Genomic DNA, 14,699 nt, shown 5'->3' on the forward strand with positions numbered 1-14,699 from the left:
GACCACCGTGACAGATTAAGCTGCTTTGTTAGCGGCTTTGATCAGCGCGGCAACGCGATCGGAAACAGTAGCGCCCTGGCCAACCCAGTGAGCGATACGATCCAGATCCAGGCGAGTTTCTTCTTCCGCACCGTTAGCGATCGGGTTGAAGAAACCAACGCGCTCGATGAAGCGACCGTTGCGTGCATTACGGCTGTCGGTGACAACAACCTGGTAGAACGGACGCTTTTTAGCGCCGTGACGTGCTAAACGAATAGTTACCATAACATCCTCTTGTGTGAATAAAACAACCGGGCCCCATCGAGGAACGGAGCCCGGTGTCATATTAAAAGCCCGAAAATTTTACTGATTTCTGGGGAAAATGCAATCAGCAGTTGATAAGTCTGCTGTAAAAGGCCGTCGGCGGTGCAGCCAGTTTAGTACCAGCGTGTGCGCAACCACTGTAACGTACAGGTAGTACGTGAGGATGGCGAGCACACCCCGGCGCTAAAATGGCAAACAAGATAGCCTTATGCCCTTGTTTTTAACGACCCGGGAAGCCTGGCGGCATCATCCCTTTCATCCCGCGCATCATCTTCATCATGCCGCCTTTCGACTTCATCTTCTTCATCATGCGCTGCATGTCGTCGAACTGCTTGAGCAGACGGTTCACATCCTGCACCTGCATGCCGCAGCCGGCGGCGATACGGCGCTTACGCGAACCTTTGATGATTTCCGGCTTAGCGCGCTCTTTCAGTGTCATCGAGTTGATGATCGCTTCCATACGCACCAGCACTTTGTCGTCCATCTGCGCTTTCACGTTGTCCGGGATCTGCCCCATGCCCGGCAGCTTGCCCATCAGGCTGGCCATGCCGCCCATGTTTTTCATCTGGCGCAGCTGCTCAAGGAAGTCGGTGAGGTCGAAACCGTCGCCTTTCTTCAGCTTGGAGGCCAGCTTCTCGGCCTGCGCGCGGTCAACCTTGCTCTCGATATCTTCGATCAGCGACAGCACGTCGCCCATGCCGAGGATACGGGAAGCGACGCGGTCCGGATGGAACGGCTCCAGCGCTTCGGTTTTCTCGCCGACGCCGAGGAATTTAATCGGCTTGCCGGTAATATGGCGAATCGACAGCGCCGCGCCGCCGCGGGCGTCGCCGTCCACTTTGGTCAGCACCACGCCGGTCAGCGGCAGCGCTTCGTTAAAGGCCTTCGCGGTATTCGCCGCATCCTGACCGGTCATCGCATCGACGACGAACAGGGTTTCAACCGGGTTAATGGCGGCGTGGACGTGCTTGATTTCGTCCATCATCGCTTCGTCAACGTGCAGACGACCGGCGGTATCCACCAGCAGCACGTCGTAGAATTTGAGTTTCGCTTCTTTCAGCGCCGCGTTGACGATATCAACCGGCTTCTGCCCGACATCAGACGGGAAGAAATCGACGCCGACCTGCTCGGCCAGGGTTTCCAGCTGTTTGATCGCCGCCGGGCGGTAAACGTCCGCGGAAACGACCAGCACTTTCTTCTTGTGCTTCTCGCGCAGGAATTTCCCCAGCTTACCGACGCTGGTGGTTTTACCAGCACCTTGCAGGCCAGCCATCAGCACCACGGCCGGCGGCTGCGCGGCCAGGTCGAGCGTCTGGTTCTCTTCGCCCATCGCCGCCACCAGCTCGTTGCGGACGATTTTGACGAACTCCTGACCCGGGGTCAGGCTTTTATTGACTTCATGGCCGACCGCGCTCTCTTTGACGCGGCTGATGAAATCACGGACCACCGGAAGCGCAACGTCCGCTTCCAGCAGCGCCATGCGCACTTCGCGCAGGGTGTCTTTAATATTGTCTTCTGTAAGGCGTCCGCGGCCGCTAATGTTGCGCAGCGTACGCGACAAACGATCGGTTAAATTATCAAACATTGTCTCTCGCCTGAGGTGGAAACGGTCGGTCGCCGCAGCGACACACAAAACGAATGTGGCGGAGTATAACACGACATCAATCTGAATGTGCTGCAACGGTTGGAGCAGAGGCCTGCTAACGTTATACTGCTTCTCTTTCTTATTTAGCCAACAGCCGACACCTATGCCTGTTTTTGCTCTACTCGCCCTTGTCGCCTACTCCGTCAGCCTCGCGCTGATTATCCCCGGCTTGCTGCAAAAAAACAGCAGCTGGCGGCGAATGGCGATTTTATCTGCGACTATCGCCTTGATCAGCCATGCTTTTGCGCTGGAAGCACGGATATTCCCCGGCGGCGAGAGCGGGCAAAATCTCAGCTTACTGAACGTCGGGTCGCTGGTCAGCCTGATGATCTGTACGGTGATGACTATCGTGGCCTCGCGCAATCGCGGCTGGCTGCTGCTGCCTATCGTCTATGCCTTCGCGCTGATCAACCTGGCCTTCGCCACATTCGTGCCTAACGAATATATCACCCACCTGGAAACCACCCCGGGGATGCTGGTGCATATCGGCCTGTCGCTCTTCTCGTACGCCACGCTGATCATCGCCGCGCTGTATGCGTTGCAGCTGGCGTGGATCGACTACCAGCTCAAGAATAAAAAGCTGGCCTTCAGCAGCGAAATGCCGCCGCTGATGAGCATTGAGCGCAAAATGTTCCACATCACCCAGGTCGGCGTGGTGCTGCTGACCCTGACGCTGTGCAGCGGCCTGTTCTACATGCACAATCTGTTCAGCAGCGAAAATATCGATAAAGCGGTGCTGTCGATTATTGCGTGGTTCGTCTATATCGTCCTGCTGTGGGGGCACTATCATGAAGGGTGGCGCGGACGTCGTGTGGTCTGGTTCAGCGTCGCTGGCGCCGGTCTGCTGACGCTGGCCTATTTTGGTAGCCGCGTGCTGCAGCAGTTCGTGAGCTAAGTCTTTTAAGGAATCCTACGTGGAACATATCTCCACCACCACGCTGATCATAACGCTGATCGTCATGGTGATTATCTCTGCCTATTTCTCCGGTTCCGAAACCGGCATGATGACGCTGAACCGCTACCGGTTGCGCCACATGGCGAAACAAGGCAACCGCCCCGCCAAGCGCGTGGAGAAGCTGCTGCGCAAGCCGGACCGCCTGATTAGCCTTGTGCTGATCGGCAATAACCTTGTCAACATTCTCGCCTCGGCGCTGGGCACCATCGTCGGCATGCGCCTGTACGGCGACGCCGGCGTCGCGATCGCCACCGGCGTACTTACCTTTGTGGTGCTGGTATTTGCCGAAGTGCTGCCGAAGACCATCGCCGCCCTCTATCCGGAAAAGGTCGCCTACCCCAGCAGCTTCCTGTTGGCGCCCCTGCAGGTGCTGATGATGCCGCTGGTGTGGCTGCTGAATACCATCACCCGCATACTGATGCGCATGATGGGCATCCGCACCGATACCGTCATCAGCAGCGCCCTGAGCAAAGATGAACTGCGCACGATTGTGAATGAATCCCGTTCACAAATCTCACGACGCAATCAGGATATGCTGCTGTCGGTGCTGGACCTGGAGAAGGTCAGCGTTAACGACATCATGGTGCCGCGCAATGAGATTGTCGGCATCGATATCAATGATGACTGGAAATCTATCGTCCGCCAGCTGACCCACTCCCCGCATGGCCGCATCGTGCTCTACCGCGATTCGCTGGACGATGCCATCAGCATGCTGCGCGTTCGCGAAGCCTACCGTCTGATGACGGAGAAGAAAGAGTTCACAAAAGAGATCATGCTGCGGGCGGCAGATGAGATCTACTTTGTGCCGGAAGGCACGCCGCTCAGCACCCAGCTGGTGAAATTTCAGCGCAATAAAAAGAAAGTCGGTCTGGTGGTCGATGAATACGGCGATATTCAGGGGCTGGTCACCGTCGAAGATATTCTTGAAGAGATTGTCGGCGACTTCACCACCTCCATGTCACCCACCCTGGCGGAGGAAGTGACCCCGCTTAACGACGGCACGGTGATTATCGATGGCAGCGCCAACGTTCGCGAAATCAACAAAGCGTTTAACTGGCACCTGCCGGAAGATGAAGCGCGCACCGTCAACGGTATTATCCTCGAAGCGCTGGAAGAGATCCCGGTCCCGGGCACCCGCGTGCGCATTGAGCAGTACGATATAGATATCCTCGACGTGCAGGACAACATGATCAAACAGGTGAAAGTGATGCCGGTGAAATCATTACGCGAGAGCGTCGCGGAGTAGCGCGAGCGAAGGAATTAATATCACGGTGGGCTGCGGCCCGCCGTTTTTTTATCTCGCGCCAGCAGCGATGACACAAAAAACGGCCGCCCGCAGGCAGCCGTTGAGCAAGGCAGCAAGCGTTATTTCGCTTTCGCTACCGTCACCATCGCGGCGCGAATAGTACGGCCGTTCAGGGTATAACCTTTCTGCATCACGGCCAGCACGTTGCCCGCCGCCACATCTTCAGACTCGACCATCGCAATGGCCTGGTGGACGTTCGGATCCAGCGGAACGTTGGTGTCGGCGATCACTTCCACGCCGAACTTACGCACTACGTCCAGCATAGATTTCAGGGTCAGTTCGATCCCCTCCACCATCGGCGCCAGCTCCGGGTTAGCCTTGTCAGCCACTTCCAGCGCGCGGTCCAGGCTGTCGATCACCGGCAGCAGTTCATTGACGAATTTTTCCAGCGCGAATTTGTGCGCTTTCTCGATATCCTGCTCGGTACGACGACGCAGGTTATCTTCGTCGGCTTTGGCACGCAGCATCACTTCACGTTCACGTTTCTGCGCTTCAGCCAGCTGGGCTTCCAGATTCGCAATTTTTTCATCGCGCGGATCCACCTGCTCAGCCGAAACTTCAGGCTCTACCGCCTCAACGTCGTCGTGCTGCTCCGTGATAATTTCTTCCGGGGCTTGCCCCTCAGGCGTTTTCTGTTCTTTACTACTCATGAATTTCTCCGCGTTTTTTCGCATTCATCTCGCTAACTTCGCTTATTATGGGGATCAGTTTCCGGGTTTCAAGGGAAGCGGACAGATTGTCACTATTTCATTTAACGCAAGGACATCCAGATCATGAAGAACCATTTCAAGTGTATCGGCATTGTGGGACATCCTCGTCACCCCACCGCCCTGACCACACATGAAATGCTCTGGCGCTGGCTGTGCAGCAAAGGGTATGAAGTGCTGGTTGAACAGCAGATCGCCCATGAACTTCAGCTCAGCAACGTGAAAACCGGCACGCTGGCGGAGATTGGCCAACAGGCCGACCTCGCGGTGGTGGTGGGCGGCGACGGCAATATGCTCGGCGCGGCGCGGACCCTGGCCCGTTACGACATTAACGTCATCGGCATTAACCGCGGCAACCTCGGCTTTCTCACCGACCTTGACCCGGACAACGCCCTGCAGCAGCTCGCCGACGTGCTGGAAGGCCACTACATCGCCGAGAAACGCTTTCTGCTGGAGGCCCAGGTGTGTCAGCAGGATTGCCAGAAACGTATCAGCACCGCCATCAACGAAGTGGTGCTGCACCCTGGCAAAGTGGCGCATATGATTGAGTTCGAAGTCTATATCGACGAAGTCTTTGCGTTCTCTCAGCGATCCGATGGCCTGATTATCTCCACTCCGACCGGCTCCACCGCCTATTCGCTGTCGGCCGGCGGCCCAATCCTTACGCCGTCGCTGGACGCCATCACCCTGGTGCCGATGTTCCCGCACACCCTTTCAGCGCGACCGCTGGTGATCAACGGCGACAGCACCATCCGCCTGCGCTTCTCTCACCGCTGCAGCGATCTGGAGATCAGCTGCGACAGCCAGATTGCCCTGCCGATCCAGGATGGCGAAGATGTCCTCATTCGCCGCTGTGATTATCACCTCAATCTGATTCACCCTAAAGATTACAGCTATTTCAATACATTAAGCACCAAGCTCGGCTGGTCGAAAAAATTGTTCTGATTTTCACGGCTGCCTCTTTACTGGATAAAAAACCAGTCTATACTGTACGAAAACACAGTATTGGTTTTTCATACAGGAAGGCAGCTATGTTGGCGCAACTCACCATCAGTAATTTTGCTATCGTTCGTGAACTGGAAATTGATTTCCACAGCGGCATGACCGCCATCACCGGGGAAACCGGCGCCGGGAAATCCATTGCCATCGACGCGCTGGGGCTGTGCCTCGGCGGCAGAGCGGAAGCCGACATGGTGCGTCGCGGCGCCACCCGTGCCGACCTGTGCGCGCGCTTCGCGCTGAAAGATACCCCTGCCGCCCAGCGCTGGCTGGAAGAGAATCAGCTGGAGAGCGGGCGTGAGTGTTTACTTCGCCGGGTGATCAGCGCCGACGGCCGCTCGCGCGGCTTCATCAACGGCACCGCCGTCCCACTCTCGCAGCTGCGCGAGCTGGGCCAGCTGCTGATCCAGATCCACGGCCAGCATGCCCACCAGCTGCTGACCAAACCCGAACACCAAAAAACGCTGCTCGACGGCTATACCGGTGAGTATGCGCTTACTCAGCGTATGGCCGAGCACTATCGCCAGTGGCACCAGAGCTGCCGCGAGTTGGCCCAGCATCAGCAGCAGAGCCAGGAGCGCGCCGCCCGCGCCGATCTGCTGCAGTATCAGCTTAAAGAGCTGAACGAATTTAACCCGCTGCCGGGAGAATTCGAGCAGATTGACGAAGAGTACAAGCGCCTGGCCAACAGCGGCCAGCTGCTCAGCACCTGCCAGCACGCCCTTACGGTACTGGCGGACGGCGAAGAGGCCAATCTGCAGAGCCAGCTTTATACCGCGAAGCAGCTGGTTAGCGAGCTGGTGGGCATGGACAGCAAGCTTTCCGGCGTCCTGGATATGCTGGAAGAGGCGGCCATTCAGCTCAGCGAGGCCAGCGACGAGTTGCGCCACTACCATGACCGTCTGGATCTCGATCCGAACCGTCTGTTTGAACTTGAGCAACGGATTTCCCGACAAATCGCGCTGGCGCGTAAACATCAGGTGATGCCGGAAGAGCTGCCGGCGGTTTATCAGGCGATGCTGGAAGAGCAGCGCCTGCTGGACGACAGCGCCGGCTCGCTGGAATCCCTCAGCCAGCAGGTGGTCGAACATCATCAGCTGGCGCTGGAGACCGCACGCCAGCTGCATGCCCTGCGCCAGGCCAGCGCCGACGAGCTGACCCAGCTTATCACCGAAAGTATGCACTCACTTTCGATGCCGCACGGGGTCTTCGCGATTGAGGTCGCGTTCGATGAACGCCATCTCACCGCCGACGGCGCCGACCATATTGAGTTCCGCGTCACCACTAACCCCGGTCAGCCGCTGCAGCCAATCGCCAAAGTGGCCTCCGGCGGCGAACTGTCGCGCATTGCGCTGGCGATTCAGGTGATCACCGCGCGTAAAATGGAAACCCCGGCGCTCATCTTCGACGAAGTGGACGTCGGCATCAGCGGCCCGACCGCTGCGGTGGTCGGCAAGCTGCTGCGCCAGCTGGGCGAGTCCACGCAGGTGATGTGCGTGACCCACCTGCCGCAGGTCGCAGGCTGCGGCCACCATCATTTCTTTGTCTGCAAAGAGACCGATGGCGAGATGACCGAAACCCATATGCAGCCGCTGGATAAACGTGCTCGCTTGCAGGAGCTGGCCCGTCTGCTGGGCGGCAGCGAAGTCACGCGCAACACCCTGGCGAACGCGAAAGAGTTGCTTGCGGCGTAAACTTTTTGATTTTCACAGGGTCATAGTGAACAGCAAATTGCCTGCTGACCTGCAGCCGGAGGTTTCCAACGGCGCGAAGGTCTATTATTATCGGCATATTACAGATGAGCCACGTACTGCTCGGGCCCAAAAAGGAATCAAATCACTATGCGCTGTAAAACGCTGACTGCTGCCGCAGCGGTTCTTCTTATGTTGACCGCAGGCTGTTCCACTCTGGAACGAGTGGTTTACCGTCCTGACATCAACCAGGGTAACTATCTGGCACCAAACGATGTAGCAAAAATTCGTGTCGGTATGACGCAACAGCAGGTAGCTTATGCTCTGGGGACGCCAATGATGACGGATCCGTTCGGCACCAATACCTGGTTCTATGTCTTCCGTCAGGAGCCGGGCCACCAGAAAGTGACTCAGCAGACCCTAACCCTGACCTTCAACAGCGGCGGTGTGTTGACTAACATTGATAACAAGCCTGCGCTGACCAGTCAGTAAGGCCCGGAAAAGCAAAAAAGCGCTCGGTGAGCGCTTTTTTTATGGCTGATAGCCGGTCTGCTGCTGGTTACTTTGCGGCGCTTTTCTCTGCCCGCTGGCGACGCAGCTCTTTCGGGTCTGCGATCAGCGGTCGATAGATTTCGACCCGGTCGCCGTCGTGAACTTCGTCATGCAGCTTTACCGGACGACTGTAGATACCCAGCTTGTTTTTCGCCAGATCAATGTCATCACGCAGCGCCAGCAGACCGCTGGCGATAATCGCCTGCTCGACCGTCGCCCCCTCGTCCAGGGTGACCCGCTGCAGATACTGCTTTTCAGGCAGCGCGTAGGCCACTTCAACACGAATATTAGCCGGCACTGTAAACCTCTTTGGCGCGCGAAGTGAACGCCTGCACCATGTTAGCGGCCAGCTCTTTGAAGATCCGGCCAAAAGCCATCTCAATCAGTTTATTGGTAAACTCGAAATCGAGATGGAATTCTATTTTGCAGGCCTCGGGGCTCAGCGGAATAAACTTCCAGCCGCCAATCAGCTTCTTGAACGGGCCATCCACCAGGCTCATCAAAATGCTCTGGTTGCTGGTCAGTGTATTGCGTGTGGTGAAGGTCTTACTGATGCCGGCTTTGGACACATCAACCGCCGCCGTCATTTGCGTCGGCCCCAATTCCAGCACGCGGCTACCGGTGCAGCCTGGCAGAAAATCAGGATAGGACTTCACATCGTTTACCAGTTGATACATCTGTTCCGCGCTGAAAGGCACCAGCGCAGTACGGCTAATCTGAGGCATAGCAGGTTCCACATTTAAACACAGTGCAAATAATATCATTTATCTGCTGCTAAAAAAAACGCTGTGCCGCAACTCGTGCTAAGATGCGCAGTACACCTCGCAGGATGCGATCGAGGTAACTGTGTATAAGACGATGACTTCAGGACATTATGACTAAGAAAAAAGCCCACAAACCTGGATCAGCCACCATTGCGCTGAATAAACGCGCCCGTCACGAATACTTTATCGAAGATGAATACGAGGCTGGTCTCGCCCTGCAGGGCTGGGAGGTCAAATCCCTGCGTGCAGGTAAAGCCAACATCGGCGATAGCTATGTCATCCTGAAGGATGGCGAAGCCTTCCTGTTCGGCGCCAACTTTACGCCTATGGCCGTGGCTTCCACCCACTATGTCTGCGACCCGACGCGCACCCGTAAGCTGCTGCTCAACCAGCGCGAACTCGACACGCTGTACGGCCGCATTAACCGCGAAGGTTACACCGTCGTCGCCCTGTCGCTGTACTGGAAGAACGCCTGGTGCAAAGTGAAAATCGGCGTCGCCAAAGGTAAGAAACAGCACGACAAGCGTACCGACCTGAAAGATCGTGAATGGGCGCTGGATAAGGCGCGTATTATGAAGCACGCCGGACGTTAATTTCCCCTCCCAGAGGGCCAGCTCTCGCTGGCCCTTACGCTATATCCTTGTTGATGCTGCTTTTTCGTCCACCCTGCTGAAATAATCCTGCGTGATGGGGCTGGTAACGACATTCACAAATCTGTTATACTTGACCTACACATTGGGGCTGATTCTGGATTCGACGGGATTTGCGAAACCCAAGGTGCATGCCGAGGGGCGGTTGGCCTCGTAAAAAGCCGCAAAAAATAGTCGCAAACGACGAAAACTACGCTTTAGCAGCTTAATAACCTGCTCTGAGCCCTCTCTCCCTAGCTTCCGCTCTTAAGACGGGGATCAAAGAGAGGTCAAACCCAAAAGAGATCGCGTGGATGCCCTGCCTGGGGTTGAAACGTTAAATCTAATCAGGCTAGTTTGTTAGTGGCGTGTCTGTCCGCAGCTGGCAAGCGAATGTAAAGACTGACTAAGCATGTAGTGCCGAGGATGTAGGAATTTCGGACGCGGGTTCAACTCCCGCCAGCTCCACCAAATCATGATCCGGATACGTCCGGTGAAGTACAGAAAGCCCGCATGGCACAAGCCCTGCGGGCTTTTTTGTATCTGTCGTTGTCCGAGAACATCCGGCTAAATCCGGTGATTATTGGTATACGTTTAGGTATACGGTAGGATGTATACCTAAAAGCGTATACCAATTCATGAAGGAGCGGCCACAGTGGCGCGGACAACACGCCCCCTGACCAACACCGAAGTTCTGCGCGCTAAAGCGTTAGAGAAGGATCTAACGCTGCATGATGGCGACGGGCTTTTCCTTATAGTGAAAACCAGCGGGAAAAAGCTCTGGCGTTTCCGTTATCAACGTCCGGCGACAAAACAGCGGACAATGATGGGGCTGGGTGCCTTCCCAGCCCTTTCGCTTGCTGACGCCCGAGGTTTAAGGGCTGATTACCTTGCCCTATTAGCCAACGGAATCGACCCGCAAATTCAAGCTGAAGTTGCAGAGGAACAGCAGCAAATCGCACTGGACAGTATTTTTTCAACGGTCGCCGCTAACTGGTTCCAACTCAAAAGCAAAAGCGTTACCCCTGATTACGCAAAAGACATTTGGCGCTCACTGGAGAAAGATGTATTCCCTGCAATTGGTGAGATTCCCGTTCAGCAAATCAAAGCCCGAACATTTGTTGAAGCACTTAAGCCAATCAAAGCTCGTGGGGCGCTTGAGACTGTTCGTAGACTGGTGCAGCGCATAAACGAGATAATGATTTATGCGGTTAACACCGGTTTGATTGATGCCAACCCTGCATCCGGTATTAGTATGGCATTTGAGAAACCAAAAAAAGCAAAACATGCCGACGCTGCGACCAGAAGAATTGCCGAAGCTAATGCGTTCTTTAATCATGTCAAACCTGTCTGTTCCGACTCGCTGCCTCATTGAATGGCAACTCCTGACACTTGTGCGCCCTTCTGAGGCCTCAGGTGCTCGGTGGGCGGAGATCGATCTCGATGCAAAGTTCTGGACTATTCCAGCCGAGCGGATGAAAGCCAAGCGTGAGCATATTGTTCCCCTATCACCTCAAGCATTAGATATTCTGGAAGTGATGAAGCCAATCAGTGCTCACCGTGAGCATATTTTTCCAAGCAGAAATGATCCAAAGCAAGCGATGAATAGTCAGACTGCAAATGCTGCGTTAAAACGAATTGGATATGGGGGTAAGTTAGTAGCACATGGTTTGCGCTCAATAGCGAGTACTGCTATGAATGAAGCGGGTTTCAATGCAGATGTTATTGAAGCGGCTTTAGCTCATAGTGATAAAAATGAAGTTCGAAAGGCTTATAATCGCTCGACTTATCTTCATCAGAGAGTCGAGCTTATGTGCTGGTGGGGTAACGAAATTCATCCATGATACAAATGGCCAGCCTGTATATACTAGGCTGGCCAATTATCACTCAATATCCTTCAAAAGTGAGTCAGGAAAATATACATCCTCAAGTACTCCAATTTTTCTTACCCAACTCTCAGCTAATGCAGTTGTAAGTGATAATTCTGATATATTACAAAAGTAATTTGCGCTTGCATCAGCCAGTATAGGATCATCTTCCTTACCAACATAATACAAGCATGCTGCGAATAGTTTTTGTAAAAGTAAGATGCCTGTATGCCCCCTAACTACTCTGGAGCAAACCCCAACCTCTGAAGCTATGACGCTGGGTAATACTGCATCAAAAGCATTAAAAAAGCTGTTTACACATTCCGGGTCAATATCATAAGCGTCACGCCTAACCAGATTGATATATCCTTCATTAATTACTATATCCTTCCAATCAATCAACGCAGCCGGCAATCCAGACTTATCAATATTCTTGGCTGCAATAGAAATTGCAGCTAGAACAGCAAAAGATGAGGATATTAGCTTCGAGAATAATTCGATAGCTTTATACTTATATTCAGAGGGCGAAAGAAACTGAAAAGCATCCATTATTACTGCGGCATTGAAGAAATAATTCTCAAGCGAATGTCCTAAAGTCCAATACAAAGAATCGTCACAATAATGTGAATTCAATAAATCTTCAACCTGGTCATTAAAAGTGAACTCTCTGAATTCGCGATCGCATAGAAAAGATATATTATCTTTACTTTTAACCCTCGAATGAATAGTCTCTATTTTCAACCTATTGTTTTTAGACATAGCTTTGTCAGATGCTTTTATGTCTTGCGCTGTGTCAATTTTAACCTTGGACGCAGGATTAAATTTATAAATTAATTGATATAGGTGTGAACGGTCATGTCTTCCTTCTACCAACAACCGCTTTTTAGAGCTCATGCTCAATGATGTGATATAGCTATCAACAGTGTAAGCACATGAACTCATAAAGATTCATCCTCTTCCATTTCTTCTGAGTCTTTATGATTATCGTCATCACGCGAAGAAATAAACTCCGGTGAAATATTTATCATAAAATCTTCGTAGCCTGTTGCAATAGATGGCGAGTGTGTACACACAATAATTTGTCGGCCACTAAGTTGGGAAAGCATTCTTTTTAATAGATCTTCTTGCCAATCGATGTGTAGCGAAATCTCAGGTTCATCAATAAGTACAATTGCATCATCTCCCATCTTAGATGCTGCATAAAGCATAGTTAAAAGTTGCCTTTCCCCAGAGGATAAAACTCTAATAGGACTCCATGAACCATCCGGGAATTTAAGTCCGACTTTTGGATACTTCCGCCTTAAGTCAAAATCATAAGCCATCTCTTTATCTTCTAAAAATGAATTAACAGATGACATGTAGTTATCAATTTCAGAAAAAGCTTTTTCTTGATAATCTTGCCTATCCCTCAACGCATCGCGATATACAACCAAAGCACCTGAAACAGAATTTTCGACCTTGCCCTTTAAATTTCTATTAATTAAAGACCTAATCTCTTCATATACCTTTGAATACTCCGCATAATAATCATTTTTAATTGAGCTATCTTGTGCTATTGCTAACCCTTCTATTTCTTTTAATAAATCCCCAGTAATTTCTCCTTCTACAGCTGAATTATCAAATAATGCCGAAAATACTTTAACAAATGATTCAGAAAAAGTTCGACTTTCATAAGCTGCTATACCCAATTGCGCTCGCCTGATTTCTTCTCTCAAACGTTCTTCGATCTCCATTGGAGATGGATAATTTATACTAGGCAAAAAATGACCAAACAGCTCACGCGCAAAAACACTGGCTTTACGATTATAAAATGAGGGGCGAAGAGCTCTTCTCTCATATGCTGCATCCGAAGAAGAACTCCATGCTTCTAACATAGTTCGAAATGCAGGGAAGTAAGATGCACTTACCTTTTGCAGTTCATTCTCCTTAACAAATCTATTTATATCAATTACCAACATTGATTTAACATCTCGATCCCTCATATGGCGGTCACTTTCAATTTCTCTCACCGCTGCCATAGCTTCATCAACTGCGAAGTTGATATGCTTCCCGTTGGAAAGCACCACCGAGATATAAGATTGCTCTTCTATTTTATCTCTGCGTATTTCTATTTCCATGCCATCGCTGTATGTAGCCTTTATTTCTTCAAAAGTTAAGAACGCAAATCTAATAAAATCGCCATTGACTATATTAGCAATAACATGTATGAGTGTAGATTTTCCAGCGCCATTCTTACCATGAATAACATTAAGATCATTAAAAAAATCCACACTTAAATTATATCTATTATGGATTTTTGAAAGCTCTATTTTACTTATTGTTCTGACAGCCACAATTCATCTCCTTTTGCAGTACATTTGAGCCCCAACAGAAACTTAAGTTAAGACTCCCTCTGACAAGCAGCACCAAAGTTACCAATATATTGCTAAATTAGCCTTGAGTACACGTTTGATCAATTCCAAAAAAACATTATTAAAATTTTATACTACTACCATGCGCGCGCAATGCTCTCCCCGCCCCGCCTGCCCGCTTAAGGGGGCGCTTTTAATGCAGGTGCATGACCAGCCTCAGGGCGCGCCAGTGCTGGCGCTGGCGGGGAATTCAGTGACGTTAAAACGCATGCAAAACCATGCACCTTATGCATGCATGGCTTTTATACGTAAAAATAGCGGGATTTTCGGGGATTTTTAAGCGAACTATTGCACAGCCAGTTCTGCACGGCGGCGGTTGTAATTCAGGTTCTGTGCAGGTGTAAATTTTTCACGATTATCATCACGCGAAGCCGCGTCAGGTCTGAATCCGATGGCCGTTAAAATGTCATTATCCTGCGCCGAATAATTAATTTTTTCACCGGCGACCAGCCAGAGCTGTAGCGCCTCACGCAGATAATCGAGTGAGCGCTGCATGGCGCAGCGCTGAACGGCGGAATGTTGCCCGGAATAATTCATCAGCTCAGGGGCAAGGGCGGCGGCCAGCTCCGCGCCGTGCGCCTGCATAAAATCATTTAATCGGTCGCAGATGCTGATGCGCTGCACCTCCTCATGCGAACGGATATAGCGACCGGCAGCCTGATTAATTTCCCATTTTTTCACGTCGATAATCTCGCGCAGGGTTTGCAGGCTCTGGCCGCTGTGGCCGTTACCGGCAAGCTGTTCGCGGTATGCCTGTTCGGCCTGCTTCAGTTCATCCCGGCGTTGCAGCCAGGCGGATTTATTTGCCTGACAGGCCTCACAGGCTTTCTGTAGCGTCAGTGTGGTCACGTATGTCTCTCCTGATGTCT

At 52.2% G+C, this 14,699-nt stretch carries 15 protein-coding genes, 1 other RNA gene and 1 pseudogene; 9 read left to right on the plus strand and 8 right to left on the minus strand.

The genetic code is table 11. The features are described from left to right. Positions 1 to 15: 15 nt before the first annotated feature. On the minus strand, positions 16 to 264 hold the full coding sequence (rpsP, locus tag RRF55_RS07230; RefSeq protein WP_002914149.1) for a 30S ribosomal protein S16: 249 nt from the start codon (positions 262 to 264) through the stop codon (positions 16 to 18). A gap of 259 nt (positions 265 to 523) precedes the next feature. Then, entirely contained in the window at positions 524 to 1,888 is a 1,365-nt protein-coding gene (gene ffh, locus RRF55_RS07235) for a signal recognition particle protein (protein ID WP_002914152.1), read from the minus strand. Positions 1,889 to 2,051: 163 nt separating this feature from the next. Here ffh and RRF55_RS07240 point away from each other — a divergent pair, with 163 nt between their 5' ends. Then, entirely contained in the window at positions 2,052 to 2,843 is a 792-nt protein-coding gene (locus RRF55_RS07240) for a cytochrome C assembly family protein (protein WP_439419113.1), read from the plus strand. 19 nt (positions 2,844 to 2,862) lie between these two features. Continuing rightward, on the plus strand, positions 2,863 to 4,149 hold the full coding sequence (locus tag RRF55_RS07245; protein WP_004149392.1) for an HlyC/CorC family transporter: 1,287 nt from the start codon (positions 2,863 to 2,865) through the stop codon (positions 4,147 to 4,149). A gap of 119 nt (positions 4,150 to 4,268) precedes the next feature. On the opposite strand, the gene grpE is transcribed toward RRF55_RS07245, so the two are convergent. After that, positions 4,269 to 4,859, minus strand: a complete 591-nt coding sequence (grpE, locus tag RRF55_RS07250; protein ID WP_004174800.1) for a nucleotide exchange factor GrpE — start codon at positions 4,857 to 4,859, stop codon at positions 4,269 to 4,271. 123 nt (positions 4,860 to 4,982) lie between these two features. Here grpE and nadK point away from each other — a divergent pair, with 123 nt between their 5' ends. The 3 genes from nadK (at position 4,983) to bamE (ending at position 8,098) form a co-directional block, all read left to right on the plus strand. Further along, positions 4,983 to 5,861, plus strand: a complete 879-nt coding sequence (nadK, locus tag RRF55_RS07255; protein ID WP_002914158.1) for an NAD(+) kinase — start codon at positions 4,983 to 4,985, stop codon at positions 5,859 to 5,861. A gap of 86 nt (positions 5,862 to 5,947) precedes the next feature. Beyond that, complete coding sequence (gene recN, locus RRF55_RS07260) at positions 5,948 to 7,609, plus strand: DNA repair protein RecN (protein WP_004174799.1); 1,662 nt, start codon at positions 5,948 to 5,950, stop codon at positions 7,607 to 7,609. A gap of 147 nt (positions 7,610 to 7,756) precedes the next feature. Then, positions 7,757 to 8,098: an outer membrane protein assembly factor BamE gene (gene bamE / locus RRF55_RS07265; protein WP_002914160.1), complete on the plus strand. Its 342-nt coding sequence runs from the start codon at positions 7,757 to 7,759 to the stop codon at positions 8,096 to 8,098. 67 nt (positions 8,099 to 8,165) lie between these two features. Here bamE and RRF55_RS07270 read toward each other — a convergent pair whose 3' ends face one another. Together RRF55_RS07270 and RRF55_RS07275 are read right to left on the minus strand one after the other, a co-directional pair. Continuing rightward, on the minus strand, positions 8,166 to 8,456 hold the full coding sequence (locus RRF55_RS07270) for an RnfH family protein (protein ID WP_004145682.1): 291 nt from the start codon (positions 8,454 to 8,456) through the stop codon (positions 8,166 to 8,168). Continuing rightward, entirely contained in the window at positions 8,446 to 8,883 is a 438-nt protein-coding gene (locus RRF55_RS07275) for a type II toxin-antitoxin system RatA family toxin (RefSeq protein WP_004174798.1), read from the minus strand. The genes RRF55_RS07270 and RRF55_RS07275 overlap by 11 nt, the downstream gene beginning before the upstream one ends. A 149-nt stretch (positions 8,884 to 9,032) precedes the next feature. On the opposite strand from RRF55_RS07275, the gene smpB reads away from it, so the two are divergent. From smpB to RRF55_RS07290, 3 genes and pseudogenes are all read left to right on the plus strand, one after another. Then, on the plus strand, positions 9,033 to 9,515 hold the full coding sequence (smpB, locus tag RRF55_RS07280; RefSeq protein ID WP_002914164.1) for an SsrA-binding protein SmpB: 483 nt from the start codon (positions 9,033 to 9,035) through the stop codon (positions 9,513 to 9,515). A 144-nt stretch (positions 9,516 to 9,659) separates the two neighbouring features. Then, positions 9,660 to 10,022, plus strand: a transfer-messenger RNA (tmRNA) gene (gene ssrA / locus RRF55_RS07285). Positions 10,023 to 10,206: 184 nt separating this feature from the next. Further along, positions 10,207 to 11,395, plus strand: a pseudogene (locus RRF55_RS07290) (integrase domain-containing protein). Positions 11,396 to 11,434: 39 nt separating this feature from the next. Here RRF55_RS07290 and RRF55_RS07295 read toward each other — a convergent pair. Together RRF55_RS07295 and RRF55_RS07300 are read right to left on the minus strand one after the other, a co-directional pair. After that, positions 11,435 to 12,361 carry a DUF4435 domain-containing protein gene (locus RRF55_RS07295; protein ID WP_064153710.1) on the minus strand — a complete coding sequence of 309 codons (927 nt, stop codon included), beginning with the start codon at positions 12,359 to 12,361 and terminating at the stop codon, positions 11,435 to 11,437. After that, positions 12,358 to 13,752 carry an AAA family ATPase gene (locus tag RRF55_RS07300; RefSeq protein ID WP_064153709.1) on the minus strand — a complete coding sequence of 465 codons (1,395 nt, stop codon included), beginning with the start codon at positions 13,750 to 13,752 and terminating at the stop codon, positions 12,358 to 12,360. The genes RRF55_RS07295 and RRF55_RS07300 overlap by 4 nt, the downstream gene beginning before the upstream one ends. A 115-nt stretch (positions 13,753 to 13,867) precedes the next feature. Here RRF55_RS07300 and RRF55_RS07305 point away from each other — a divergent pair, with 115 nt between their 5' ends. Further along, positions 13,868 to 14,110 carry a hypothetical protein gene (locus RRF55_RS07305; RefSeq protein WP_227589996.1) on the plus strand — a complete coding sequence of 81 codons (243 nt, stop codon included), beginning with the start codon at positions 13,868 to 13,870 and terminating at the stop codon, positions 14,108 to 14,110. A 5-nt stretch (positions 14,111 to 14,115) separates the two neighbouring features. Here the strand turns inward: RRF55_RS07305 and RRF55_RS07310 are convergent, their stop codons facing one another. Beyond that, positions 14,116 to 14,679 carry a phage polarity suppression protein gene (locus tag RRF55_RS07310; protein ID WP_048332125.1) on the minus strand — a complete coding sequence of 188 codons (564 nt, stop codon included), beginning with the start codon at positions 14,677 to 14,679 and terminating at the stop codon, positions 14,116 to 14,118. Positions 14,680 to 14,699 lie beyond the last annotated feature (20 nt).

Origin of the sequence: Klebsiella sp. K47, from assembly GCF_051858335.1 — a bacterium.
GTDB classification, from domain to species: domain Bacteria; phylum Pseudomonadota; class Gammaproteobacteria; order Enterobacterales; family Enterobacteriaceae; genus Klebsiella; species Klebsiella pneumoniae.